This window comes from Devosia sp. (assembly GCF_035944845.1).
Classification (GTDB): Bacteria; Pseudomonadota; Alphaproteobacteria; order Rhizobiales; family Devosiaceae; genus Devosia_A.
This window is the reverse complement of record NZ_DASZAW010000116.1, coordinates 15,367-38,055: the sequence shown is the minus strand read 5'-3', so window position 1 is coordinate 38,055 and position 22,689 is coordinate 15,367. Positions and strand designations below refer to the sequence as shown.

The window sequence follows — 22,689 nt, the reverse complement described above, 5'->3', positions numbered from 1 at the left end:
GAGCCGGTTCAGTGTGCTGTTGCCGCTCTTGCCAACCACTGCATCGGCAAATCCCAACTGACCGGTTCGCTTGATCGCCAAGGCTCGACTCCGCTGCTCTAAACCAACGGAATCACAACCACCCAATTTTGCAACAGCCCCACAAGGGGAGAAGGCCACCTCTCCACTGTCAGGTGGTTCCGATCTACCGCGGCGTCGCCACCGGCGTCCCAGACACCGGATCGGCATAGACCTCGCAATCCAGCCCATAAACGTCCCGGATCAGCCCGGGCGTCACCACATCTGCCGGCTTGCCCTCGGCGACGATCCGCCCCTCGTGCATCACCACCAGGCGGTCGCCATAGCGGGCGGCCTGGGCGATGTCGTGGAGGACGACGATGCTGGTCCGCCCTGCCCCGTGCAGCTGGCGCACGAGGTCGAGGGTTTCGACCTGGTGCTTGATGTCGAGGTAGGTGGTGGGCTCGTCGAGCATGACGTAGGGCGTGTCCTGCGCCAGCGCCATGGCGATGAAGGCCCGCTGCCGTTGGCCGCCGGAGAGCTCGGCGACCGGTTTGAAGCGCAGCTCCTCGAGCCCGGTGGCCGCGATGGCCTGGTCGATCAGCTCGATATCCTTGGGCGAGCGGAGACCGAGCAGCGACTGGTGCGGAGCGCGGCCGTAGCCGACCAGTTGCTCGACGGTGATCGCCGTCGGCACCACCGGGCTCTGCGGCAGATAAGCGATGGTGCGCGCAACGCGCTTGGGATGATTGCGCAGCACGTCGAGGTCATCGGCATGGATGGTGCCGGTGCGCGGCTTCAGCAGGCGCCCGATGGTCTTCAGCAGGGTGGATTTGCCACAGCCATTCGGCCCGATGAGGATGGTGACCTCGCCGGTGGCGATGGTCAGGTCGATGTTCTCGACGATGGCGCGGTCGCGGCCGTAGCCGGCAGTGACGCCCTTGACCAGGATGCTCATGAGTCCTGCTCCGAAGTCGTGGTCAGCATGATGTAGATGAAGAACGGCGCGCCAATCAGCGCGGCGATGATGCCGGCGGAGACTTCGATCGGCGGCGCGATGGCGCGGCCGATGCCGTCGGCCAGCACCACCAGCAGCATGCCGACCAGTGCCGCGACCGGCAGCATCAGCCGGTGCGAGCCACCAACGAGGCGCCGGGCGATATGCGGCGCCATCAGCCCGATAAAGCCCATGACGCCGACCACCGCGACCGAGACGCTGGCCAACAACGTCGCGACCAGCAGCAACAGCAGGCGCTGGCGCGGCACGTTGAGGCCGAGACCGGTGGCGGTGGCCTCGCCCAATGCGATTAGGTCGAGGCGGTAGGAAAGCAGCAGCGCCACCGCGCTCAGCACGACCAGCGGCACCCAGCTGATCGTCACATGCGCCCAGGTACGCCCCCAGAGCGAGCCGGTGAGCCAGATCATCGGGGCCGAACTTTCGCTGTCGTTGGAGACGATCAGCAGGTAGTCGACCCCGGCCTCGAAGACGAAGCCGACGGCGACGCCGATCAACGCCAGGTGGATGGCCGAGAGATTGCGATAGTGCGCCACGACCATGACGAAGGCGGCGGCGGTGAGCCCGCCGATGCACGCAGCGAGCGGCATCCAGACCTGCGGGATCTCGGGGAACACCAATACCAGTACCAGCGCGAACAAGGCCGCCCCGGAGTTGATGCCGATGATGTTGGGGCTGGCCAGGGGGTTCCGGATCACCGCCTGGATGATCGAGCCCGACAGCGCCAGCGCGCCGCCCGCCAGCAGCGCCAGCACCATACGCGGCAGGCGCGACTTCATGATGATGTAGGTCTGCTGCTCGCCATCGAGGTTGAACAGGGTGTTGACGATGGTCTGGGTCGGGATCGGCACTGCGCCGACGCTGAGGCTCCAGAGCGCCGCCACAATCACCAGCACGACCAGCGCCACGAGCAGGACGAGGCCCCGCAGCGCGGTGCGAGGCGGGGTGGCGGTGTGCGTCACGGCGCTCATGCCATGTGCCGCGCGCGCAGCGTCGCGAACAGGAAGTATGGCGCGCCGATCAGCGCGCAGATCACCCCGAGCGGAGTTTCATAGGGGAAGCGCACCAGCTTGGAGACCACGTCGGCGAACAGCACCAAACCTGCCCCACCGAGCGCCACTGCCGGCACCAGCAGCCGGTGGTTGGAGCCGAACCACAGACGGCAGAGATGCGGAATGACGAGGCCGACGAACATCACCGGTCCGGCCGCGGCAACGCTCGCGCCGGTGAGCACGGCAGCGAGCATGGCGCCGATAAAGCGCAGGCGGCGCGGATCGACCCCGAGCCCCTGCGAGGCCCCATCGCCCAGCGCCAGAATGTTGAAGCTGTGCGCCATGAAGCTGCTGATCAGCAGGCCGCCGGCGGCCCAGAACACCAATGGTAGCGCTTGGTCGAAGCGGGCGGCGGAGATATCGGCCGAGGTCCAGCTGAGGACGAGTCGCGAGAGATTGTCTTCGAGCGTGAAGGTGAAGCGGACGAAGGCGAAGCTGAAGGCGCCGACGGTAACGCCGGCGAGGATCAGCCGCATCGAGTCGAGCCGACCGCCTAACCCGCCGGCAATGCCAAAGGTGACGGCGCCGGCCACCACCGCGCCGACGATCGCCATGGTGTCGAGATTGCCGATCAGCAGCCCCGGGAAGACCAACCCCAGCGCCACGCCCAGCGCAGCGCCCTGGTTGATGCCAAGCACCGATTCCGAGGCCAGCGGATTGCGCGTCACCGCCTGCAGTGCCAGCCCCGCGAGCCCCAGATTGATGCCGACCAGGGCAGCGATCAGGCTGCGCGGCAGGCGCAGATCGACCACCGCCGAGCGGGCGAGGCTGCCGTCGTCGATAAACAGCAGCTGCAGCACGTTGCCTAGGCCGACATCGCTGCGCTGCCCAATGGTCAACGACAGCAGTGCCGCGATGAGCACTGCTGCCGCGAGAAGCGCAAAACGGTAGGCGACAGGCAAGCTTACTGCTTGAGGTTCTTGACGATCTCGACGAGGTTGGCGCCGCTCGTTTCCGAGGCAATGACGCCGCGCAGGCGCGACCACTCATGGGCGTTCACGTCGAAGACGTTGCCGGTCTTCACCGCTGTGACATTGTCGTAAAGCGGCTGGCCGACCCAGCTGTCGGTGAGGCCCGGATCGGCATACTTGCCGCGCAGGATCAGCTGCGGGTTGATCTCGGAAAGCTGCTCCAGCGAAGTCTTGACGATGGCTTCCTCGTAGGTGTGCCCGTCGGGCGTCGGCATGTTGTTCTTGAAACCGAACCAGGCGAGCAGTGAGCCGTTGTAGCTCACCGGGGAGTGGAGGAAGATGCCTTCGCCGTTGTCGACGATGAACTGCGCCGACCAGGCGGAAACGTCGCCGATCTCGGCCTTGAAGCCCTCCATCTTCTTTTCGTGTTCGGCGAGCCGGGCCGCCATCTCGGCATCCTTGCCGACAGCATGGGCAATGGTCTTGGCCGCTTCGAGCGCCACCTGGTAGGTGCCGGTGAGGCTGTCGAAGACGATGGTCGGGGCGATCTCGCTGAGCGCGCCGTAGATCGCTTCGTGCCGGCTGGTGTCGGCGATGATCAGGTCGGGCTGCAGCGAGGCGATGACCTCGAGGCTCGGCGACTTGCGGGTGCCGACGGATTTCCAGTCGTCGCCGATAACAGCGGTATAGGCGGGCACGATGGAGCCGCGCGTGTCGTCATCGGCAATTCCCACAGGCGCAACGCCAACCGCGGCAAGGCTGTCGACGAAGCTGTATTCGAGCACGACGATGCGCTTGGGCGCATCGGGCACCTCGGTGGTGCCGAGGTCGTGCTTGATTTCGACGGCCTGCGCCAGGGGCGCAACAGCCAGCATGATGGCGCCGGCAAGCGCGGCGAGAATGGCTCGGTTGAACATCTATGACCCCAGACTGATTGGCGGCATGTTCTCCGGCCGAAAACATGATTTGTCAAATCATGTTTTGTGGGATGAGAGACTGTCGTGCGAGCCGGAAGCTGGTTAGGCTTGGTCTCGTTCCACCCACCGGCTGTCATCCCTGCGAAAGCAGGGACCCATCTATCGGCCGGTGCGGGCGGCGAGTTGGGTCCCTGCTTTCGCAGGGATGACACCGAGTTTGGGGTTATCGCACTGAGTAAGCACCGGCGCACACAGCTGGCTCGCCTCCCCGTGTCCCAAACAAAACCCCAGCCTCTCGCGAGGCCGGGGTCCATCAGTTCAGGCAAAATCGAACTTACTTCTCGATCGTCACCGCGTCGAAATACGGCACGTTCAGCGGCGAGCGCCAGAAGCCTTTCACGTAGGGCTTCATCATCATGTACTGGTTGCGGTGATACTGCGGCAGGATCACTGCGTCGTTCATGATCAGCGCTTCGGCGGCGCGCATGTCGCTCAGCGACTGCTTCTCGTCATTGGTCGCCTTGGCGTCGGCGATCAGCTTGTCGTAGTCGGCGTTCGACCAGTTGGCGAGATTATTGGCGCTGCCGGTGACGAAGTTATCGAGGAAGGTCATCGGGTGCGGGTAGTCGGCGCCCCAGCCCATCTGGGCGATCTGGTACTCGACCTTCTGCACTTCGGGATAGAACACCTGCCACTCCGACGCCTGGATCTTGACGTCGATGTTGAGGTTCTTCTTCCACATCTGCTGGATGGCTTCGAGCAGCTTTTCGATCGGCGGCGACGAGTAGGTGACATAGACCGTCTCGGGGAAGCCGGCGCCATCGGGGTAACCGGCCTCGGCCAGCAGGGCCTTGGCGGCATCGACTTCGGCGGTGGGTGCAAGGCCGAAGGTGTCGGAGCCGTCGCGGAAGTCCTCACCGGCGACGTTCATGCCTGGCGGGACCAGCGCCATGGCCGGGATATCGGCCGACTGCAGCACGAACTCGACGATCTCCTCGCGGTCGATCGCCATCGACAGCGCCTTGCGGACGCGGACATCGTCGAGCGGCTTCTGGTGCGGGTTGAAGAAGGCATAGGTGGTGCCAAGCGCCGGGACGACCAGGAAGCCGTTGTTCTCCTCCGAAGCGAGGCGCGGGATTTCCGGCGCCGGGACGGCCTCGACCCCATCGACATCGCCGGCTTCATAGGCGGCGAGCGCCGTCGCCGGATCGGGGATCAGCCGGAAGGTCAGCTTGTCGAGGCTGACATTGGCGGCGTTGTAGTATTCGGGGTTCTTCTCGAGGACGATCGACTCGCCGAAGTTCATCGCGGTGACGCGGAACGGGCCGGTGCCGATATAGGTGTCGGGCTTGCGGGTCCAGCCATCGGGATCGGCGGCAACGATATCCTCGCGCACCGGGTAGAACGTGGAGTAACCGAGCAGCTGCAACATGTAAGGGACGCGCTGCTTCAGGGTGAAGCTCAGCGTATGGTCGTCGGTGGCCGAAACCGCGACATTGTCCTTGGACTGATCGGCGTAGAACTCCTCGGCGCCGACGATGCCATAGAGCATCTGGCTGTTCTTGGCGCCCGAGGCCGGGGTCAGGACGCGCTTCCAGGCATAGACGAAATCGCCGGCGGTGACGGGCTTGCCATCCGACCACTTGGCGTCGGCGCGCAGCTTGAAGGTGTAGGTGAGGCCATCATCGCTGATGGTCCAGCTCTCGGCCAAAGCCGGCACCACGGCGCCGTCCGAGGCGTATTTCACCAGCCCCTCGAAGGCATTGCCGATGATCGGGGTAGCGAAGGTCTCGGCCGTGGTGCCCGGATCGTAGGCGGCGGATTCGTTGTTGACCACATAGGTCAGCTCGCCGGCGGCCCAGACCGGACCGACCGAGGCCAGCAGAGCCGCTGCACAGAGCGGCAGCAATCGCTTCAGCATAGATTTCTCTCCTGTTTGCGGGCCGTTGTCCGGCCCTGTTGAAAGTCAAAACAACGGTTCAGGCGGCGACCGCCTGGCCGGCCATAACCTCGGCCGCATGGTGGCAGGCGGCGAGATGACCGCCGCCGACATCGCTGAGCGGCGGCTCGACCCGGGCGCAGAGCTCGGTGGCGAAGGGGCAGCGGGTGCGGAAGCGGCAGCCGGAGGGGATATCGATCGGGCTCGGGATCTCGCCGCGCATCGGCGCCACGTCGCGCCGCGCTTCGGGATCGGCCACCGGGATCGAGGCGAGCAGCGCCTGGGTGTAGGGGTGGGCCGGCGCACGATAGAGCGTGTCGTTGGTCGCGAGCTCGACGATCTTGCCCAGGTACATCACCCCGATGCGATCCGAGATGTGGCGCACCATGGAGAGGTCGTGGGTGATGAACAGGTAGGTGAGGCCGAGTTCCTCCTGCAGGTCCTCGAGCATGTTGACCACCTGCGCCTGGATCGACACGTCGAGCGCCGAAATCGGCTCGTCGCAGATCACCAGTTCAGGGTTCAGCGCGATGGCCCGGGCGATGCCGATGCGCTGGCGCTGGCCGCCGGAGAATTCGTGCGGGAAGCGATGCGCGTGGTCGGCATTGAGCCCGACCCGCGCCAGCAGTTCGGCAACCCGTTGGGCCCGCGAAGCCGGGGTGCCGATGCCGGCGATCTCCAGCGGCTCGGCAATAAGGCTCTGGACCGTCATGCGGCCGTTGAGCGAGGCGTAGGGATCCTGAAAGATCATCTGCATGCGCCGGCGATAGGGCACCAGCTGGCGCTCGGGCAGGTCGGCGATGTCGGCGCCATCGAACAGCATCTGGCCACCAGTTGGCTGGAACAGCCGGATCAGGGTGCGCGCCAGGGTGGACTTGCCGCAGCCACTTTCGCCGACCAGCCCGAGCGTCTCGCCGCGGCGGATCTCGAGGTCGACACCGTCGACCGCCTTGAGCAGCGGACGGTTGCGGCCGAACAGGTCGCCCGGCAGCGAGAAATGCTTGGTGAGGTTTTTGAGTTCGACCAGCGGAGTTTCGCTCATGCGGGGACGAGCTCGGTGGTGATGCCGGCGACGCGCGGCGCTTCGGGGTGGTGCAGCCAACAGCGAGCCCGATGCGCCTCGCCGGCGTCGTAGAGCGGCGGCAGTGCGGCATTGCACTGAGCCATGGCGTGCGGACAGCGCGGCGCGAATGGGCACCCCTTGGGCGGACGCAGCATGTCAGGGGGCGAACCGGGGATCGGGGTCAGCCGGTGGTGAGTATCGTCGCGGAGGTCCGGGATCGAGGCGAGGAGGCCGCGCGTATAGGGATGCGACGGCTTGGCGAAGAGCTGTCGCACCGGCCCCTCCTCCATCACCATGCCGCCATACATCACCAGCACCCGGTCGGCGGTTTCGGCGATGACGCCGAGATCGTGGGTGATGAGGATCACCGCCATGCCGAGTCGGCTCTGCAATTCCTTCAGCAACGCCAGAATCTGGCGCTGGATGGTGACGTCGAGGGCGGTGGTCGGCTCGTCGGCGATCAAGAGTTTCGGGTCGCAGGCGAGCGCGATGGCGATCATCACACGCTGCCGCATGCCGCCGGAGAACTCGTGCGGGTAAGATTTCAGGCGTTTTGCTGCGGAGGGGATGCGCACCAGCTCGAACAGCTCGACGGCCCGGGCCCGCGCCTCCGCCCGGCTGACCTTGCGATGCCGGAGGATGGTTTCGATCACCTGCTCGCCGACGGTGAGCGTCGGATTCAGCGAGGTCATCGGATCCTGGAAGATCATCGAGATGTCGTTGCCACGCAAGGCGCTGAGCGCGTCCTCGTCGAGGGTCAGGAGGTCCCGGCCCTCGAACAGCGCCCTGCCCTCGATGACGCGGCCGCTGCTGCGCAGCAGGCCCAGCAGGCTCATGCAGGTGATCGACTTGCCAGAACCGGACTCGCCGACAATGCCGAGGATTTCGCCGGCGCGGAGCTCGAACGAGACGCCACGCACCGCCTTCACCTCACCGCGCGAGGTGAAGAAGCTGGTCGAGAGGTCATCGACGGAAAGCAGCGGGGTACTCATGTGCGCAGCCTCGGATCGAGCGCATCGCGCAGGCCGTCGCCGAGGAAGTTGAAGGCGAACATGGTGAGGCTGATGGCGGCGGCCGGGAAGAACAGCTGGTACGGGTAGGCGCGCAGTGTCTCCACCGCCTCGGAGGTCAGGGTGCCCCAGCTGGCTTCCGGCGGGGTGACGCCGAGGCCGATAAAGCTCATGAAGCTTTCGATGAAGATGGCGCTCGGGATCAGCATGGTGAGGGTGACGAGGATCGGCCCGACCGAATTGGGCAGCAGGTGCCGGATGAGAATTCGCGGCGTCGAAGCACCCATGGTGCGGGCGGCGGCAACGTAATCCTGCTGCTTCAGGGTGAGGATCTGGCCACGGACGATGCGCGCCATGTCGACCCAGTAGACCGAGCCGATGGCCAGCACCACCGACAGGAAGCCGGAGTTGAACACCACCATGATCAGGATGACGTAGAGAGTGAGCGGAATGGTCGAGATCACTTCGACGATGCGCATCATGATGGTGTCGGCCTTGCCGCCAAGGTAGCCGGCAAGACCGCCGTAGAACACCCCGATGAAAAAATTCACCAGCGTCGCAACGAACGCCACGGTGAGCGAGATGCGGGCGCCGTAGAGCTGGCGCGCCAGCACATCGCGGCCGAGCTGGTCGGTGCCGAGCACGTTGCTCATGTTCCACTGCCAGCCGGTCGGGGCGAGCGCGGTGCCATCGGCAAAGCTCAGTTGCTGTTTGGCGGTATCGAGCAGCACCTCATGGTAGCCGAACTTGAACTGCTGCTGTTTCTTGATCAGGTCCTTCTTGGCCGGCCGGAGGAGCCCCGCGACTTCGCCTGATGGCGTCACCTCGTAGAGGTTGAGGTTGCCGGAGTTGAAGAAGAAGCGCGTGGTCGCGCCGGCGCTGTCGGTCACCTCGTAGGTCTGGAACAGCGGCGGCACGTTGGAGAGCTTGAGGTTCTGCTCGAAATAGGTGTGCCGCGACACCATCGGCCCGAAGATCGCGGCGAGCACCAGGAGGATGATGAAGCCCAGCCCCAGCATGGCGGGCTTATTGGCCCAGAGGCGCTTGCGCACGTCCTGCCAGAAGGTGAGGCTGGGGGCAGCGATGACCTCGGCGGCGGCGCTGTCGCGCACCGCGGGGGCCCACATCTGAGGAGCGATATGGGTCATTTGGCGTCGGCCCGGTATTTGATGCGCGGGTCGAGCACGAGATAGAGCATGTCGACGATGAAGATCATCACCATCAGCACCGCGGCATAAAAGATGGTGATGCCCATGATGGCGGTATAGTCGCGGTTGGTGATCGACAGGACGAAATGCCGGCCGATGCCGGGCAGCGCGAAAATCTGCTCGATGACGAAGGAGCCGGTGAGGAGGTTGGCGACCACCGGGCCGAGCACCGTCACCACCGGGATCAGCGAGTTGCGGAGGCCATGCTTGATGAGCACGGTGCCGCGCTTCAGCCCCTTGGCCCTGGCCGTAATCATGTAGTCCTGCTGCAGCGTCTCGAGCAGGCTCGAGCGGGCCAGCCGGGCGATGAACGATATCCAGAAACCGGAGAGCGCGAACACCGGCAGGAAATAGCCGCGCCAGTCGTCGAGCCCGAAGGTCGGCACCCAGCCGAGCCGCAAGGCGAAGACATAGAGCGCCACCGTGGCGATTACGTAGGACGGCACGGCGACGCCGATCGTGGCGATCACCATCACCAGGGTATCGGGCCAGCGGTTGCGGTTGAGCGCCGCGACGATGCCGAGCGGCACGCCGAGCGCCACCACGCAGATCAGCGCCAGGGCGCCGGTCTTCATGGTGACCGGCAGGCCCTCGGCGATGATCTCGTTGACGCTCATCCCGGCATATTTGAACGAGGGGCCGAGATCGAAGCTCAAGACGCCCTTGAGGTAGTTGAGGTATTGCAGCCAGAGCGGATCATCGAGGTGATACTTGGCGTTGAGCGCCGCCTGGATCTCAGGCTGCAGCATCTTTTCGGAGGTGAACGGACCTCCCGGCACGGCATGCATGAGAAAGAAGGTCAGCGTGATGATGGCGAACAGGGTTACCAGCATCAGCAACAGGCGCTGCACAACATAGGCCGTCACTTGGACGGGCCCGCTTGGCTCCGGACTCGCAAAACTTTAGCCCCACTATAATCGGGACATATCAGCACCTTGGCGGCGCCGGCGCAACTGCTCAGATGGTAAAGCGGCTGCGCAGGATCAGGAAGCAGGCGGCAGCCGGGATCACGAGGGCGCGCGCCGCCTCGACCTTCTCGGCCGGATAGGCGCCCTCGACGTCGAGCAGGTTGACGCTGCCCAGCATCTCGCCGCCGGCGACCACCGGGATGTTGATGGCCGAGCCGCAACCGAGTGAGCGGATCAGCGTCAGATCCGGAAAATCCTTCTCCATCTGCTTGACCGAATTGGCCGAGTAGATGAAGCGCTCGGTGCGCATCTTCTCATAGGTATCGTCAAAGACGATCGGCTTGGTGCCGAGCACCGGGTAAGCCGCCTCGTCGCTCGAATAGACCCGCCGGACATAGCCGCCGGAGGGGTTGTCGGCGGTCATGGTGAAGAGCTTCACCCCGACCAGCGCCTCGGCCAGCCGGTGCAGCGCCAGCCCAACATCGCGCTCGGTCTCATAGGTGGCGAGCGCCTCGGCAAAGGCGTCATGCGGCGACTGGGTCAAAGCGGGGCTCCTGAGACGGCGGTGATCGCACGTCTCAGATCAGACTCGGGGCGGAAAGGGAACCGGCGTGATGCAGCAAGCGCGCGCACCTTCCGACCAGGGCCATCGCCTATGAGAGAGCCTCCGGCCAGTCCGTGATCCTGCCCCGTGGAACGGCTGGGCTATCGCCTATCGAGCACCGCCAGGAGTTGGGTGACCTTCTCCCCTTGTGGTCGCGGGACGAGGGCGCAGCCCTCGCCCGGAGGTGCCCGAAGGGCGGATGAGGGGTCCGCGCAACGAAGTGTAGCGCGCTCCGAGCGAAGCGAGGAGCGATCCAGTACGCGGAGAGAACCCCTCATCCGGCCTTCGGCCACCTTCTCCCACAAGGGGAGAAGGCCCTCCAACTACTGTCAGTGCTCCATATGCGAAAGCCCTGGCTTCGCCGACGACGCGCGAGGACTCAGATCGCGAGATATTCCCGCCGGAGCGCTTCGTCGGCGAGCACATCCCTTGCCAGCCCGGTAAAGGCCACCTCGCCAGTGTCGAGGATCACGGCGCGATCGGCGAGGCGGAGGGCGGCGATGGCGTTCTGCTCGACAATGATGGTGGTGATGCCGAGCGCCTTGATCTCGTTGAGGATGCGTTCGATCTCCTCGACGATGACCGGGGCCAGCCCTTCATAAGGCTCGTCCAGCAGCAAGAGCTTCAGGTTGCGCGCCAGGGCCCGGGCGATGGCGAGCATCTGCTGCTCGCCGCCCGAGAGCGTGACGCCTTCCTGGCGTCGGCGTTCGGCGAGACGGGGGAAATGCGAGTAGATGCGGTCGAGCTCCCAGCCGCGACCGGGCGCGACCTGGGCGATGGTCAGGTTTTCCTCGACGGTCAACCCCTGGATGATGCGCCGGTCCTCGGGCACCAGCTGGATGCCGGCCCGGGCCGCTTCGAACGCCTTCATCTTGTGGATCGGCTGGCCGTCGAGCCAGATCTCGCCCGATTGCAGCGTCGGGTTGTCAACGCGCGCAATGGTGCGCAGCGTCGAGGTCTTGCCGGCGCCGTTGCGGCCGAGCAGCGCCAGGATTTCGCCGTGCCGGATGTCGAAGCTGACGCCCTGCACGATGTAACTCTCACCGTAATAGGCGTGCACATCGCTGACGGCGAAGAACGGGCTGTCGTGCGGCACGACCCGCTCGGCGCTGCGGGCGGTGGCAGGCATATCAGTGTCCATGGCGATCGCGCTCATCAGTGCACCGCCTCGAGCCGGTGAGCGCCGCCGAGATAGGCTTCCTGCACCTTGATGTTGCCGCGCACCTCATCTGGCAGCCCCTCGGCTATGATCCGGCCGCCCGACAGGACGGAGATCTTGTCGGCCAAGGAAAACACGACATGCATGTCGTGTTCAATGATCACCTTGGTCATGCCACGCGCCTTGATCTTCTTCAGCAACTCGATGGTGGTATTGGTGTCGTGTCGCGACATGCCGGCGGTCGGCTCGTCGAGCAGCAGCAGGCGCGGATGCTGGATCAGGCACATGGCCAGTTCCATGCGCCGCTTGTCGCCCCGGCTGAGGGCGCCGGCGTGGGAAAGGCGGCGATCGGCGAGGCCGACATCCTCGAGGATCGCCTCGGCCTCGTCACGCAGCGCCGCTTCGCTATCGACACTGCGGAGCACATTGATGCGGAACGCCCCGTCGCGCTTGGCGAATGCCGGCACCATGACGTTCTGCAGCACCGTCAGTTCGGGAAAGATCTCCGGCGTCTGGAAAACCCGGGCGACCCCGAGCTGGTTGATCTGGTGCGGCTTTCGACCGGTCAGCAGTTGGCCATCGAACACCACGGCGCCGCTGGTCGGTGCGAGCCGGCCGATGATGACGTTGAGCAGGGTGGATTTGCCGGCGCCGTTCGGCCCGATGATGGCGTGCGTCTGGCCCTCAGCGACCTCAAGGTCGATATCGGACAGGGCATGCAGCCCGCCGAAATTCTTGCTCACGTCGTCGACGTGCAGAACGACATTGCGCTCGGAAGTTGTCATCTCATGCTACTCCGCCGGCTGGACGCGTATGGCGCCGGTCTTCGGGGGGGTGCCGCGGCGGCCGAACAGGGCGCCGATGCGGCGCACGCCCTCCATGATGCCGCCCGGCAGGAACACCACGACGAGCACGAACAGCAGCCCCAGGGTCAACTGCCATCCCTCGCCGACGAACTTGCTGGCAATGGCAGCGAGCGGATCGGCAATCTCGGACGGCAGGAGCGAGAAGAAGCGATGCACGACGCCTTCGTTGAAGGCTGAGAAGATGTTCTCGAAATACTCGATGAGCCAGGCGCCCAGCACCGGGCCGACCAGCGTGCCGACACCGCCCAGAATCGTCATCAGCACGACCTCGCCCGATGCCGTCCACTGCATGCGCTCGGTTCCCGCGAGCGGGTCGGTGATGACAAACAGGGCGCCGGCAAGACCAGCAAACATGCCGGAGATGACGAAGGCAGCGAGCGTGTAGGGCTTGGTGTCGAAGCCGGCATAGTTCATGCGGGTCTGGTTGGATTTGATTGCGCGCAGCATCATGCCGAACGGCGACGAGAACACCTTCTGGGTGATGAAGAAGGCGATCAGCAGCACGACGGCGCAGAAATAGAAGCCCTGGAGCCCGTTGAGGGTGTTGCCGAAAAGTGATGCCGAAGGCAGTCCGGCCGGGCGCGCTGCCAAGGCGTTGTCGATGATGCGGGGATCCTGCAGGGTCAGCTGCAGCGAGGTTTCGCCATTGGTGATCGGCGTCAGCACCGAATAGGCGAGGTTATAGCACATCTGCGCGAAAGCGAGCGTCAGGATGGAGAAGTAGATGCCCGAGCGACGCAGGCTGAGCCAACCGATGGCAAGCGCGAACAGTCCCGAAACCAGCAGTGCGAACAGGATCGCCGGCACTGCATCCATGGTGAGCAGCTTGAACGACCACACGGCGGTATATGAGCCGACGCCAAGGAAGGCGGCGTGGCCGAAACTGAGGTAGCCGGTAAGGCCGAAGAGGATGTTGAAGCCGATGGCGAAGACGGCGGAGATGACGAATTTCTGCATCAGCGCCGGATAGGCTGCGCCCAAGGGCTGCAACCAGATCGGCATGGCGAGGACGACGACGGCGAACACCAGGAAGGTGATCAGGTCGCGGCGGGGCATACGGAAGAGTTCCACCTCACGCCTCCATCATGCCGCGCCGGCCCATCAACCCACGCGGGCGAACCAGCAGGATGACGACGGCGATCAGATAGATGATGATCTGGTCGATGCCGGGGAAGATCTGCTTGACCTCGTTCATCGAGGCGAAACTCTGCAGGATGCCGAGCAGAAAGCCGGCCGCCACGGCGCCGGGCAACGACCCCATGCCGCCGACCACGACCACCACAAAGCTCAGCACCAGGAAGTCCATGCCCTGATGGTAGTTGGGCGGCAGCAGCGGCGTGTACATGACGCCGGCGAGACCGGCGACGACAGCTGCGATGCCGAACATGATGGTGAAGCGGCGATCGATGTTGATGCCGAGCAGCCCGACCGTCTCGCGGTCGGCCATGCCGGCCCGGACCACCATGCCGAAGGTGGTGAAGCGCAGGAAGGCGAAGACGGCGCCGATCACCCCGATCGAGAACAGGAAGTAGATCAGGCGCCAGATCGGATAGGTCAGTGCGCCGGGAGCCAGGCCGATGACGGCGCCGAGGTCGAAAGCGCCGCGAACGCTGCTCGGGATCGGCTGGCTCCATGGGTTGGGTCCGAAGATCGCCTTGACGATTTCCTGCAGCACGATGGCGAGGCCGAAGGTGACGAGGATCTGCTCGGCGTGCGGGCGCTTGTAGAAGCGCTTGATGATGCCCCGCTCCATGGCGATGCCGACGAGCAGCATGACGGGGATGGCGAGCACGATCGACAGCGGTACCGAATAGTCGACCATCACTGCGCCGAAATCCCCGAACCAGGTCTGGGCCAGCGGCGTCTTGATCTCCAGCGGCGCCCCCCAGGGGGAGAGTTGCTCGGGATCGATCGTGACGGTTTCGAGCGTAATCAACTGGCGGAAGGTGACGGCGCAGAAGGCGCCGAGCATGAACAGTGCGCCATGGGCGAAATTGACGACACCCAGCGTGCCGAAAACAAGAGTCAGGCCGAGCGCTATGAGCGCGTAGGCGCCGCCCTTGTCGAGGCCGTTGAGGAGCTGGGCGAGAATGGCGTCCATGGGACCTTATCTCCGGCTAGGCAGTGTCGGGGGAGCGAGAGATCCGGCGTTGAGGCATGACCTCATCCGCCTCGACCTGGCCGAGACCCCTTCGCCCGCAAGGGAGAAGGGGCTCGATCGAGTACCCCGCGGAAACGCACCGAGAGGGCAGGCTCCCGCGGGAAGCGTGATCAGCAGGCGACGGCGGTATCCGGCCCGAGTTCGCCGCCGAAGATAGCGGGATCGTAGGTGACCGATTCCTTGGAGGCGGTGGCGACCACTTCGAGCAGGTCGAACGGATTGGCCGGGGCCTCCTTGCCTTTGACCGCGTAGACCTCCTTGAAGCACTGGTGGTCCGCAGCGCGGTAGGTGGTGGGACCGTTGCCCAGGCCGTCGAACTCGTAACCTTCCAGCGCCTTGATGACTTCGGGCGGATAGAAGGTCCCGGCACGTTCCACGGCGTCGGCGTAGAGCAGCACCTGGGCGTAGGACGTCTGCGCGATCTGGCTCGGCGGCTGACCGAACTTGGCGCCGAACGACTTGGTGAAGGCCTTGGAAGCCTCGTCACCCAGCTGCCAGTCCCAGTTGGCGGTGCCGTAGACGCCCTTGATGGCTTCGCCGGCGCCCTTGGCCATAAGGTCCGATACCAGCGGCAGCACGATCTGGAAGTCCTTGCCATTGGCCTGCTTGTCACGCATGCCGAACTGCATGGCCTGAGTGATGGAGTTCACCCCGTCGAAGCCGTAGTGGTTGAGGATCAGCACGTCGGCGCCGGAATTGAGCACGGGGGTGAGGTACTGGCTGAAGTCGCCGGCGTTCACCGGGGTACGTACCGGAGGCAGGGTCTTCCAGCCGAGCGCCTCGGTAGCCGCGATCATCGACTCTTCCTGGGTCCAGCCCCAGGTGTAGTCGGCGGTCAGGTGGTAGGCGACACGGTCCTTGCCGTAGGCATCGCCGAGGATCGGTCCGAGCGCGATACCCGATTGGTAGGCGTTGAAGAAATGGCGGAAGCCGAACCGCTTCTTGTCCTTGCCGGTGGTGTCGTTGGAGTGGGTCAGGCCGGCCATGTAAATGATGCCCTTCTCCTGACACAGCGCCTGTTCGGCGATCGCCACGCCGGACGACGAGGCCCCGCTGATCATGACGGCGCCATCGCGCTCGATCATCCGGCGCGCCGTGTCACGGCCGGCATCGGGCTTGGTCTGATCGTCGCCGGTGACATAGGCCACCTTCTTGCCGAGGATGCCGGTGCCCTTGAGCGTCTTGGACGAGAAGGTCGGAATCATGCCGCCATCGCCGCCACCGTTGAGGTGTTCGACGGCGAGCTCGAAGGCCCGCTGCTGGTCGGCGCCTTCATCGGCATAAGCGCCGGTGAGGGGCATGACGAAACCGAGGGTGACGGTGTCACCGGTCGGCGCGTTGCAGAATTCCTGGGCATAGGCGCCCCGGGTGAAGATCAGCGGCGAGACGCCGGTCGCCAGAATGCCGGCCAGCCCGCCCTTCAGCACGCCGCGGCGGCTGAAGCTCGAAGAATTGGTCATTAGCTCCTCCTCATGCGCGGCGGGGCACGGTGCATTGCCATGCGCCTCACAGCGATATGCCACTATCCGGAAGGTTGCAAAGCCGCGCAATACAGGACTGATATTACTGATGATTTCTGTAAATCATTGGCCTTGCGCGACTGTACGTCTGTCAATACGTTGACAAGCGGAGGAGGGAAGCATGCGCGCACCGATCGGCCTCAGGATCAGTTCCCGCCGCCGGGCGCTGGGGATATCGCAGGCGGCGCTGGCCCGCCGCGCCGGCATTTCGGCGAGCTATCTCAACCTGATCGAGCGCAACAAGCGCCATGTCGGCGGCTCGCTGCTGATCCGCCTCGCCGAGGAACTCGATGTCGAACTCAGCGAGCTCAGTGGCGATGCCGAGCACCGGCTGATCGCCGAACTGGATGAGGCGCTGGCCGATCCGGTGCTCGAGGGCATCGGCTTGCAGGATGCCCGCGACCTGGTGGCGCAGCAACCGGCGGCCGCACGCGCCATCGCCCGGTTGCGCCGGGCCTATCTCGGCGCCACGGCGAACGCCGACAGCTACGCCGACCGGCTGCGCACCGATCCACTGCTGGCACAACTGCTGCACCGCATTCTCTCCGGCATCACCGCGGTCCGCTCCAGCGCCGAGATTCTGGAGGATGTCGTCGACCTCGAGGAGGCCGAGCGCCGCCGCTTCGTCGAGACGATCACCAGAGAAACGCGCGGTCTCACCGAGGTGGCGCGAAGTCTGATCGGCCAGTTCGAAGTCGATGCGCAGGGCCGGCGCACGTTGTCGCCGATCCGCGAACTGGATGACCTGATTTTCGAGCGCGACAACTACTTTCCGGCGCTGGAGACCGTCGCTGCGGAGCTACGGGCCCAGATCGAGGCAGTCGGTCCGTTCGGCGAGGCCACCCTCACCGCCTGTCTCGCCGAGGGGTTCGGTGTCAGCGTCTCCCGCAGTGCGGGGCGTGAGGTCGATGCCGCGGGGTTCCCCGGTCAGTATCACTTTAATTCCAGCACCCGCACCATGTGGTTCCAGGCGAGTGCCGGGGCAGCGACCCGCCAGTTCCAGCTGACCCGCCTCTATGCCGAACTCAGCGCGGCCGAAGCGATCGAGCGGGAGGTGGAGGCACCGCAACTGTCGTCCGACACGGCGAGACGGCTCGGCTATCGGGCTCTCAGTTCCTATCTGGCAGGCGCCATGGTGTTTCCCTATGCGCAGTTTCTCGCCGATGCCGAGGCGCAGCGCTACGATATCGAGACACTGCGCCAGATCTACACCGCAAGCTTCGAGCAGGTGGCGCATCGCCTCGTGTCGCTGCGCAAACCGGGGGAGCCGGGGCTGCCGTTCGGGTTCCTGCGTTCAGATGCGGCCGGGAGGCTGACCAAGCACTTTCCCCTGCCCGGCCTGCCGTTGCCGAGTTCGGGGCACGCCTGTCCGCGCTGGGTGATCTATGGCGCGTTCCGCACGCCGCGCATGATCAGCAGGCAGATCGCGCAGTTCGCCGATGGCTCGCGCTACCTGTTCATCGCCAGTGCGCAGACCCGACAGGGCGCGGGTTATGCCGACCACGCCATCCCCACCTCGGTGATGCTGGCCTGCGACGTGCTGCATGCCGACCGTACGGTCTATGGCGCCGGCCTCGATCTCGGCGACAGCACGGTCGATGTGCCGGTTGGGCCGAGTTGCCGGCTCTGTCCGCGGCGCGATTGTGCCGACCGGCAGGAGGAAGCCTTCACGGCGGCGGGCGAACCCTCCGCCATTCGCGCACCACTGGTGCCGCGCCGTTTCGACGTTGGCGAGCCGGGCTAGATGTGGCTAAGTGGTCCAAGTCCGATTGGGAGGTCGGGCGGAAGGGGGAGATTTGGCTGTCGATGTTCTCATCGCCGAGGATGAACCGAGCATTCTGAGATCGCTCGATTTCATCCTGCGCCGCGCCGGCTGGTCGATCGAAGCGGTCACCGACGGCGATGCCGCGCTCAGCGCAGTGCGCCGCAGCATGCCCAGAGTGCTGGTGCTCGACGTGATGCTGCCCAAGCGCTCGGGGTTCGAGGTGCTGAAGCAGATCCGCGCCGATGCGACGCTCAGGCAGTTGCCGGTGCTGATCCTCACCGCCAAGGGCCAGGCGCAGGATCGCCGTACTGCCGAGGAGCTCGGCGCCGACCGGTTCGTCACCAAGCCCTATGCCAATGCCGAGGTGGTGGGGGCAGTGCGCGACCTGATGGGCGTCGCTCCGGCGACGGAGTAGCCGATGGAGCGCCGGAAGCTCGAAAGCGCGGCGCTGTTCCTGAGCCTGTTGGGCGTGCTGCTGATCTTGCCGCCGCTCGCCGTGGTGTTTCAGCTTGAGCGCCGGTTGTTCGGCGTGCCGCTGGAGGTGATCTACCTGTTCGCCTGCTGGCTGGGCCTGATCGCGGCAGCGTTCTGGCTGGGGCGGCGCCTGCCGCGCGAAGCCGAGGCCGAACCGCCATCCGAGGGCGAGAGCTGATGCTGACGCCCGATGTGGTTATCGGCGTCGCCATCGGTTACGTCGGGCTGCTGTTTCTCATCGCCTATGTCAGCGACCGGCAGGCCCGCAACGACAAGGCGGCGTTCCTCCGCTCGCCCTTCATCTACACTCTCGCCATCTCGGTCTATTGCACCAGCTGGACCTTCTATGGCGCCGTCGGCTCGGCCGCCCGTAACGGGCTCGAGTATCTCGCGATCTATCTGGGCCCGACATTGGTGTTCATCGGCTGGTGGTTCGTCCTCCGGCGGCTCGTTCGCATCAGCCACAAGCAGCGCATCACCTCGATCGCCGACCTGTTGTCGGCACGGTTCGGCAAATCGAGCCGGCTTGCCGTGCTGGTCACCGTCATCGCGGTAGTCGGCATCGCGCCCTACATCGCGCTGCAGCTGAAAGCCGTGACCTCGTCGTTGCAGGCCATCGCCGGGGTCGGCGAGTTTCCCGGCCGCTCCCTGCGCGGCATCGACGAGGTCGGCCTGGCGCTGGCGGTCGCCGCCGGCATGGCGCTGTTCACCATCCTGTTCGGGACCCGCAATGTCGATGCCAAGGAACAGCATCACGGGGTCGTCGCCGCAATCGCCTTCGAGGCGATCGTCAAGCTGGCGGCGCTGCTCGCCATCGGCATCTTCGTCATCTATGCGGGCGGTGGGCTCGAAGCGATCTTCTCGCGAGCCGAAGCCGCCGGGATCGATATCTACTCGACTGGCAATTTCGACGACCGCTGGGTGGCGATGAACGTGCTCTCGGCGGCGGCGATCCTCTGCCTGCCGCGGCAGTTCCAGATCACCGTGGTCGAGAACTCCAACGAGAACCACCTGCGCACCGCCGGCTGGGCCTTCCCGGCCTACCTGCTGCTGATGAGCCTGTTCACCCTGCCGATTGCGCTGTTCGGGCTGACTTCGATGCCGGCGGGCGCCAACCCGGACATGTTCGTTCTCACCCTGCCGCTGTCGGCCGGGCAGGAAGGGCTGGCGCTGTTCAGCTTCATCGGCGGCTTTTCCTCCGCCACTTCGATGATCATCGTCGAGTCGATTGCACTGTCGATCATGGTTTCCAACCACATCGTCATGCCGATCATGCTCCGCATCACCCAGGGACACGGCGTTGCCAATGCCCGCGGCGTCAGCAGCCTACTCCTGAACTCACGGCGCTTCTCGATCGCGCTGATCCTGTTGCTGGGGTTCCTCTACTTCTACCTGACGCGCGATTCCGACGCCCTGGCGCCGATCGGGCTGATCTCGTTCTGCGGCGTGGCGCAGTTCCTTCCGGCCATCATCGCGGCGCTGTTCTGGCGCGAAGCGTCGCTGAAGGCGGCCACATCGGCGGTGGCGGTCGGTTTCGTGGTCTGGGCGTGGTCGAGTTTCATGCCGTCGTTCCAGAGCTCGTCGCCGCTGGTGGCCGAGATCATGGCCGATGGCCCCTGGGACCTCAGCTGGCTGCGGCCGGAGGCGCTGTTCGGGGTCGAAGGCATCGACCCCCTGGTCAACGTGGTGTTCTGGAGCCTGTTCCTCAATACGGTGACGCTGATCGTCGTCTCGCTGCTGACCTCGCAATCGGCGCTGGAGCGGGTGCAGGCGGCGTTGTTTGCTGACCTCTTCCGGCGTTCGAGCGCCGCAACGCCAGCGGTGATCCGCGGCTCGGCGACGGTCGATGACCTCTATTTCGTCGCCGAGCGGGTGCTCGGCTCACCCCGCGCCAAAGCCCTGTTCGAGGGCGTGACAGATATGCCAACCCCGCAGTTCATCGATCGGCTGGAGCGCGAACTTGCCGGCTCGATCGGCACCGCTTCGGCGCATGTGATGCTGAGCAAGGTGGTGTCGGGCGACGCGGTATCGCTCGAGGAAGTGTTCGAGATGGCGGGCGAGACCCGGCAGGTGATCGCCTACTCGCAGGAACTGGAACGCACGTCGGCCGAATTGCGGTCGACGGCGCAGAAACTCGAGGAAGCCAATACGCAGTTGCGCGCCATCGACACCGAGAAGGACGAGTTCCTGAGCCAGGTCAGCCACGAAGTGCGCACCCCGATGACCTCGATCCGCTCGTTCTCGGAAATCCTGCTCGAGGAACAGCGGTTGACCGCCGACGAGCGGCAACGCTTCGTCAAGACCATCCATCAGGAGAGCCTGCGGCTGACCAAGCTACTCGACGATATCCTGGGGATGAGTGCGCTCGATCGCGGCGAGCGCGGCTGGGACAATATGCCGATCGATGCCGAGCGCTCGATCGACCGGGCGCTCGAAGTGTGTTCGGCGCTGGCGCAGCAGCGCCGCATGCAGCTGAGCGTCGGCAGCCGCGCGCCGCGCGCCATGATCTCGGGCGAACCCGACCGGCTGTGCCAGGTGCTGATCAACCTCGTGTCCAACGCCATCAAGTACAACGACGCGACCGAACCGGTGGTCGAGGTGCGCTCGCGGATCGGCCGCGGCCGCTACCTGATCGAGGTCGCCGATAACGGCCCAGGCATCCCCAGAGCGGAGCGCAAGCTGATCTTCGAGAAGTTTGCACGCGGTCAATCGGGAGGGGTCACCGCCCCGGCCGGGGCCGGGCTCGGGCTCGCCATTTCTCGGCAGTTGATCGAACGGATGAACGGCAAGCTGGAATTGCTGCCGGGGACCGGCCAGGGCGCCTGCTTCCGCATCACCCTGCCGCTGCTTTAGGCCGGCTGCGTGAGTCACAAAGGCACATGCCCTCTGCCAGGTGGGCGGGCGGAGAGGCGAAAATTGGCTTGCGATTGTCACATCGTTCAATGAGTATCCGCTCAATCGGAGGGCAAAGCTTCATGGCTCGTCAGGACACAGCAGTTACGCGTCTCGACGATGCGGCGCGGGCCGGCTGGCTCTACTACGTTGCCGGCAACAACCAGGAGCAGATCGCCAAGAAGCTCGGCGTGTCGCGGCAGACGGCGCAGCGGCTGGTTTCGCTGTCGGTGAGCGAAGGTCTGGTGCGGGTGCGCCTCGACCATCCCATCGGACGATGCATGGAGCTGGCCGAGCAGTTGCGCAAACGCTACGCGCTGGATTTCGCCGAGGTGGTGCCGACCGACCCCGATGCGCCGGGAGCGATCCACGGCGTGGCGATCGCCGCAGCGGCGCAGATCGAACGCTGGCTGCGCGAAGACAGGCCGACGGTGATGGCGATCGGCACCGGCCGAACGCTGAAGGCGGCGATCGAGCAACTCTCCCCGATGGAGGCGCCACAGCACAAGATCGTGTCGCTGACCGGCTCGATTGCGCCGGACGGCTCGGCGGCCTTCTACAACGTGATCTTCAACATCGCGGAGAGGGTGAAGGCACGCAGCTTCCCGATGCCGCTGCCGGTCATCGCCTCGTCGGCGGCCGAGCGCGACATGCTGCTGAGCCAGCCGATGATAAGGGAAACCCATGCTTTGGCGCAGCAGGCCAACGTCACTTTCGTCGGCATCGGCGACCTCGGGGCCGAAGCGCCGCTGGTGGTGGACGGGTTCATTTCGGCGAGCGAACTGAAGCTCCTGCAGAAGGCCGGAGCGGTGGGCGAAATCGTCGGCTGGGCCTTCGATGCCGAGGGCAAGTTCATCAACGGGCTGACCAACGACCGGGTTTCTTCGGCGCCACTGCCGTCGCGCGAGAGCTCGACCGTGGTGGCAACCGCCGTCGGCGAGAAGAAGGCGCCCGGCATCCGGGCGGCGCTGACCCGCAGGCTGGTCAATGGCCTGATCACCGACGAGCAGACGGCCGAGGCGATTCTCGCGGCGGGATAGTTTGCTCTTTGTTGCACCAGCGGGGCTAGTGGGCCTCGAACTTGACCTACTCACCGGGCGTCATCCCAGCGAAAGCTGGGATCCATTTCTCCTCCCGCGCCAGCTGCGAGTTGGGTCCCAGCTTTCGCTGGGATGACATCGTGGGTGGGGCCGGCATCGGCGAAACGGCCCAACGCCCCGACGTTTTC

General features: G+C 65.2%; 20 protein-coding genes. 5 read left to right on the top strand and 15 right to left on the bottom strand.

The genetic code is table 11. From position 1 onward, the window contains the following. Positions 1-184 precede the first annotated feature (184 nt). From VGV07_RS23475 to VGV07_RS23405, 15 genes are all read right to left on the bottom strand, one after another. On the bottom strand, positions 185-955 hold the full coding sequence (locus VGV07_RS23475) for an ABC transporter ATP-binding protein (protein ID WP_326871170.1): 771 nt from the start codon (positions 953-955) through the stop codon (positions 185-187). Beyond that, positions 952-1,983, bottom strand: a complete 1,032-nt coding sequence (locus VGV07_RS23470; RefSeq protein WP_326871169.1) for an iron ABC transporter permease — start codon at positions 1,981-1,983, stop codon at positions 952-954. Before VGV07_RS23470 ends, VGV07_RS23475 begins: the two co-directional genes overlap by 4 nt. Continuing rightward, a complete protein-coding gene (locus tag VGV07_RS23465) occupies positions 1,980-2,966 on the bottom strand; it encodes an iron ABC transporter permease (protein WP_326871168.1) in 987 nt (328 codons plus the stop codon). The genes VGV07_RS23470 and VGV07_RS23465 overlap by 4 nt, the downstream gene beginning before the upstream one ends. Before the next feature lie 2 nt (positions 2,967-2,968). Next, positions 2,969-3,892 (bottom strand): ABC transporter substrate-binding protein, encoded by a 924-nt coding sequence (locus VGV07_RS23460; protein WP_326871167.1) that lies wholly within the window; start codon positions 3,890-3,892, stop codon positions 2,969-2,971. Positions 3,893-4,226: 334 nt separating this feature from the next. Continuing rightward, positions 4,227-5,813, bottom strand: coding sequence for a peptide ABC transporter substrate-binding protein (locus tag VGV07_RS23455; RefSeq protein ID WP_326871166.1), 1,587 nt, complete (start codon positions 5,811-5,813; stop codon positions 4,227-4,229). A gap of 58 nt (positions 5,814-5,871) precedes the next feature. After that, a complete protein-coding gene (locus VGV07_RS23450) occupies positions 5,872-6,873 on the bottom strand; it encodes an ABC transporter ATP-binding protein (protein WP_326871165.1) in 1,002 nt (333 codons plus the stop codon). Beyond that, positions 6,870-7,886 carry an ABC transporter ATP-binding protein gene (locus VGV07_RS23445; protein ID WP_326871164.1) on the bottom strand — a complete coding sequence of 339 codons (1,017 nt, stop codon included), beginning with the start codon at positions 7,884-7,886 and terminating at the stop codon, positions 6,870-6,872. The genes VGV07_RS23450 and VGV07_RS23445 overlap by 4 nt, the downstream gene beginning before the upstream one ends. After that, positions 7,883-9,052, bottom strand: coding sequence for an ABC transporter permease (locus VGV07_RS23440; protein ID WP_326871163.1), 1,170 nt, complete (start codon positions 9,050-9,052; stop codon positions 7,883-7,885). The genes VGV07_RS23445 and VGV07_RS23440 overlap by 4 nt, the downstream gene beginning before the upstream one ends. Next, positions 9,049-9,978, bottom strand: coding sequence for an ABC transporter permease (locus VGV07_RS23435; protein ID WP_326871162.1), 930 nt, complete (start codon positions 9,976-9,978; stop codon positions 9,049-9,051). Before VGV07_RS23435 ends, VGV07_RS23440 begins: the two co-directional genes overlap by 4 nt. A 91-nt stretch (positions 9,979-10,069) precedes the next feature. Then, complete coding sequence (locus VGV07_RS23430; RefSeq protein WP_326871161.1) at positions 10,070-10,564, bottom strand: GAF domain-containing protein; 495 nt, start codon at positions 10,562-10,564, stop codon at positions 10,070-10,072. A gap of 439 nt (positions 10,565-11,003) precedes the next feature. After that, the gene (locus VGV07_RS23425; protein WP_326871173.1) at positions 11,004-11,753 is read right to left on the bottom strand and encodes an ABC transporter ATP-binding protein; all 750 of its coding nucleotides are present in this window, start codon (positions 11,751-11,753) and stop codon (positions 11,004-11,006) included. Between the two features lie 26 nt (positions 11,754-11,779). Beyond that, positions 11,780-12,568: an ABC transporter ATP-binding protein gene (locus tag VGV07_RS23420; RefSeq protein WP_326871160.1), complete on the bottom strand. Its 789-nt coding sequence runs from the start codon at positions 12,566-12,568 to the stop codon at positions 11,780-11,782. 6 nt (positions 12,569-12,574) lie between these two features. After that, positions 12,575-13,705, bottom strand: coding sequence for a branched-chain amino acid ABC transporter permease (locus VGV07_RS23415; protein ID WP_326871172.1), 1,131 nt, complete (start codon positions 13,703-13,705; stop codon positions 12,575-12,577). A 16-nt stretch (positions 13,706-13,721) separates the two neighbouring features. Further along, positions 13,722-14,750 carry a branched-chain amino acid ABC transporter permease gene (locus VGV07_RS23410; protein ID WP_326871159.1) on the bottom strand — a complete coding sequence of 343 codons (1,029 nt, stop codon included), beginning with the start codon at positions 14,748-14,750 and terminating at the stop codon, positions 13,722-13,724. Between the two features lie 170 nt (positions 14,751-14,920). Then, complete coding sequence (locus VGV07_RS23405; RefSeq protein WP_326871158.1) at positions 14,921-16,270, bottom strand: substrate-binding protein; 1,350 nt, start codon at positions 16,268-16,270, stop codon at positions 14,921-14,923. 181 nt (positions 16,271-16,451) lie between these two features. Between VGV07_RS23405 and VGV07_RS23400 the strand changes: the two genes are divergently transcribed. The 5 genes from VGV07_RS23400 to VGV07_RS23380 all read left to right on the top strand — a co-directional run bounded on the left by VGV07_RS23400 (position 16,452) and on the right by VGV07_RS23380 (position 22,501). Further along, a complete protein-coding gene (locus VGV07_RS23400; protein WP_326871157.1) occupies positions 16,452-18,074 on the top strand; it encodes a helix-turn-helix domain-containing protein in 1,623 nt (540 codons plus the stop codon). A gap of 52 nt (positions 18,075-18,126) precedes the next feature. Further along, entirely contained in the window at positions 18,127-18,510 is a 384-nt protein-coding gene (locus tag VGV07_RS23395; protein WP_326871156.1) for a response regulator, read from the top strand. A 3-nt stretch (positions 18,511-18,513) separates the two neighbouring features. Further along, positions 18,514-18,747 carry a hypothetical protein gene (locus VGV07_RS23390; protein ID WP_326871155.1) on the top strand — a complete coding sequence of 78 codons (234 nt, stop codon included), beginning with the start codon at positions 18,514-18,516 and terminating at the stop codon, positions 18,745-18,747. Further along, the gene (locus VGV07_RS23385) at positions 18,747-21,422 is read left to right on the top strand and encodes a sensor histidine kinase (RefSeq protein ID WP_326871154.1); all 2,676 of its coding nucleotides are present in this window, start codon (positions 18,747-18,749) and stop codon (positions 21,420-21,422) included. The genes VGV07_RS23390 and VGV07_RS23385 overlap by 1 nt, the downstream gene beginning before the upstream one ends. 122 nt (positions 21,423-21,544) lie before the next feature. Continuing rightward, complete coding sequence (locus tag VGV07_RS23380; protein ID WP_326871153.1) at positions 21,545-22,501, top strand: sugar-binding transcriptional regulator; 957 nt, start codon at positions 21,545-21,547, stop codon at positions 22,499-22,501. The last annotated feature ends 188 nt before the right edge of the window (positions 22,502-22,689 follow it).

Excerpts from the sequence above, each read along its gene's own strand:
- VGV07_RS23475 (WP_326871170.1), bottom strand. The coding sequence starts at position 955 with ATGAGCATCCTGGTCAAGGGCGTCACTGCCGGCTACGGCCGCGACCGC.
- VGV07_RS23470 (WP_326871169.1), bottom strand. The coding sequence starts at position 1,983 with ATGAGCGCCGTGACGCACACCGCCACCCCGCCTCGCACCGCGCTGCGG.
- VGV07_RS23460 (WP_326871167.1), bottom strand. The coding sequence starts at position 3,892 with ATGTTCAACCGAGCCATTCTCGCCGCGCTTGCCGGCGCCATCATGCTG.
- VGV07_RS23455 (WP_326871166.1), bottom strand. The coding sequence starts at position 5,813 with ATGCTGAAGCGATTGCTGCCGCTCTGTGCAGCGGCTCTGCTGGCCTCG.
- VGV07_RS23450 (WP_326871165.1), bottom strand. The coding sequence starts at position 6,873 with ATGAGCGAAACTCCGCTGGTCGAACTCAAAAACCTCACCAAGCATTTC.
- VGV07_RS23445 (WP_326871164.1), bottom strand. The coding sequence starts at position 7,886 with ATGAGTACCCCGCTGCTTTCCGTCGATGACCTCTCGACCAGCTTCTTC.
- VGV07_RS23440 (WP_326871163.1), bottom strand. The coding sequence starts at position 9,052 with ATGACCCATATCGCTCCTCAGATGTGGGCCCCCGCGGTGCGCGACAGC.
- VGV07_RS23425 (WP_326871173.1), bottom strand. The coding sequence starts at position 11,753 with ATGCCTGCCACCGCCCGCAGCGCCGAGCGGGTCGTGCCGCACGACAGC.
- VGV07_RS23420 (WP_326871160.1), bottom strand. The coding sequence starts at position 12,568 with ATGACAACTTCCGAGCGCAATGTCGTTCTGCACGTCGACGACGTGAGC.
- VGV07_RS23415 (WP_326871172.1), bottom strand. The coding sequence starts at position 13,705 with ATGCCCCGCCGCGACCTGATCACCTTCCTGGTGTTCGCCGTCGTCGTC.
- VGV07_RS23410 (WP_326871159.1), bottom strand. The coding sequence starts at position 14,750 with ATGGACGCCATTCTCGCCCAGCTCCTCAACGGCCTCGACAAGGGCGGC.
- VGV07_RS23405 (WP_326871158.1), bottom strand. The coding sequence starts at position 16,270 with ATGACCAATTCTTCGAGCTTCAGCCGCCGCGGCGTGCTGAAGGGCGGG.
- VGV07_RS23400 (WP_326871157.1), top strand. The coding sequence starts at position 16,452 with ATGCGCGCACCGATCGGCCTCAGGATCAGTTCCCGCCGCCGGGCGCTG.
- VGV07_RS23390 (WP_326871155.1), top strand. The coding sequence starts at position 18,514 with ATGGAGCGCCGGAAGCTCGAAAGCGCGGCGCTGTTCCTGAGCCTGTTG.
- VGV07_RS23385 (WP_326871154.1), top strand. The coding sequence starts at position 18,747 with ATGCTGACGCCCGATGTGGTTATCGGCGTCGCCATCGGTTACGTCGGG.
- VGV07_RS23380 (WP_326871153.1), top strand. The coding sequence starts at position 21,545 with ATGGCTCGTCAGGACACAGCAGTTACGCGTCTCGACGATGCGGCGCGG.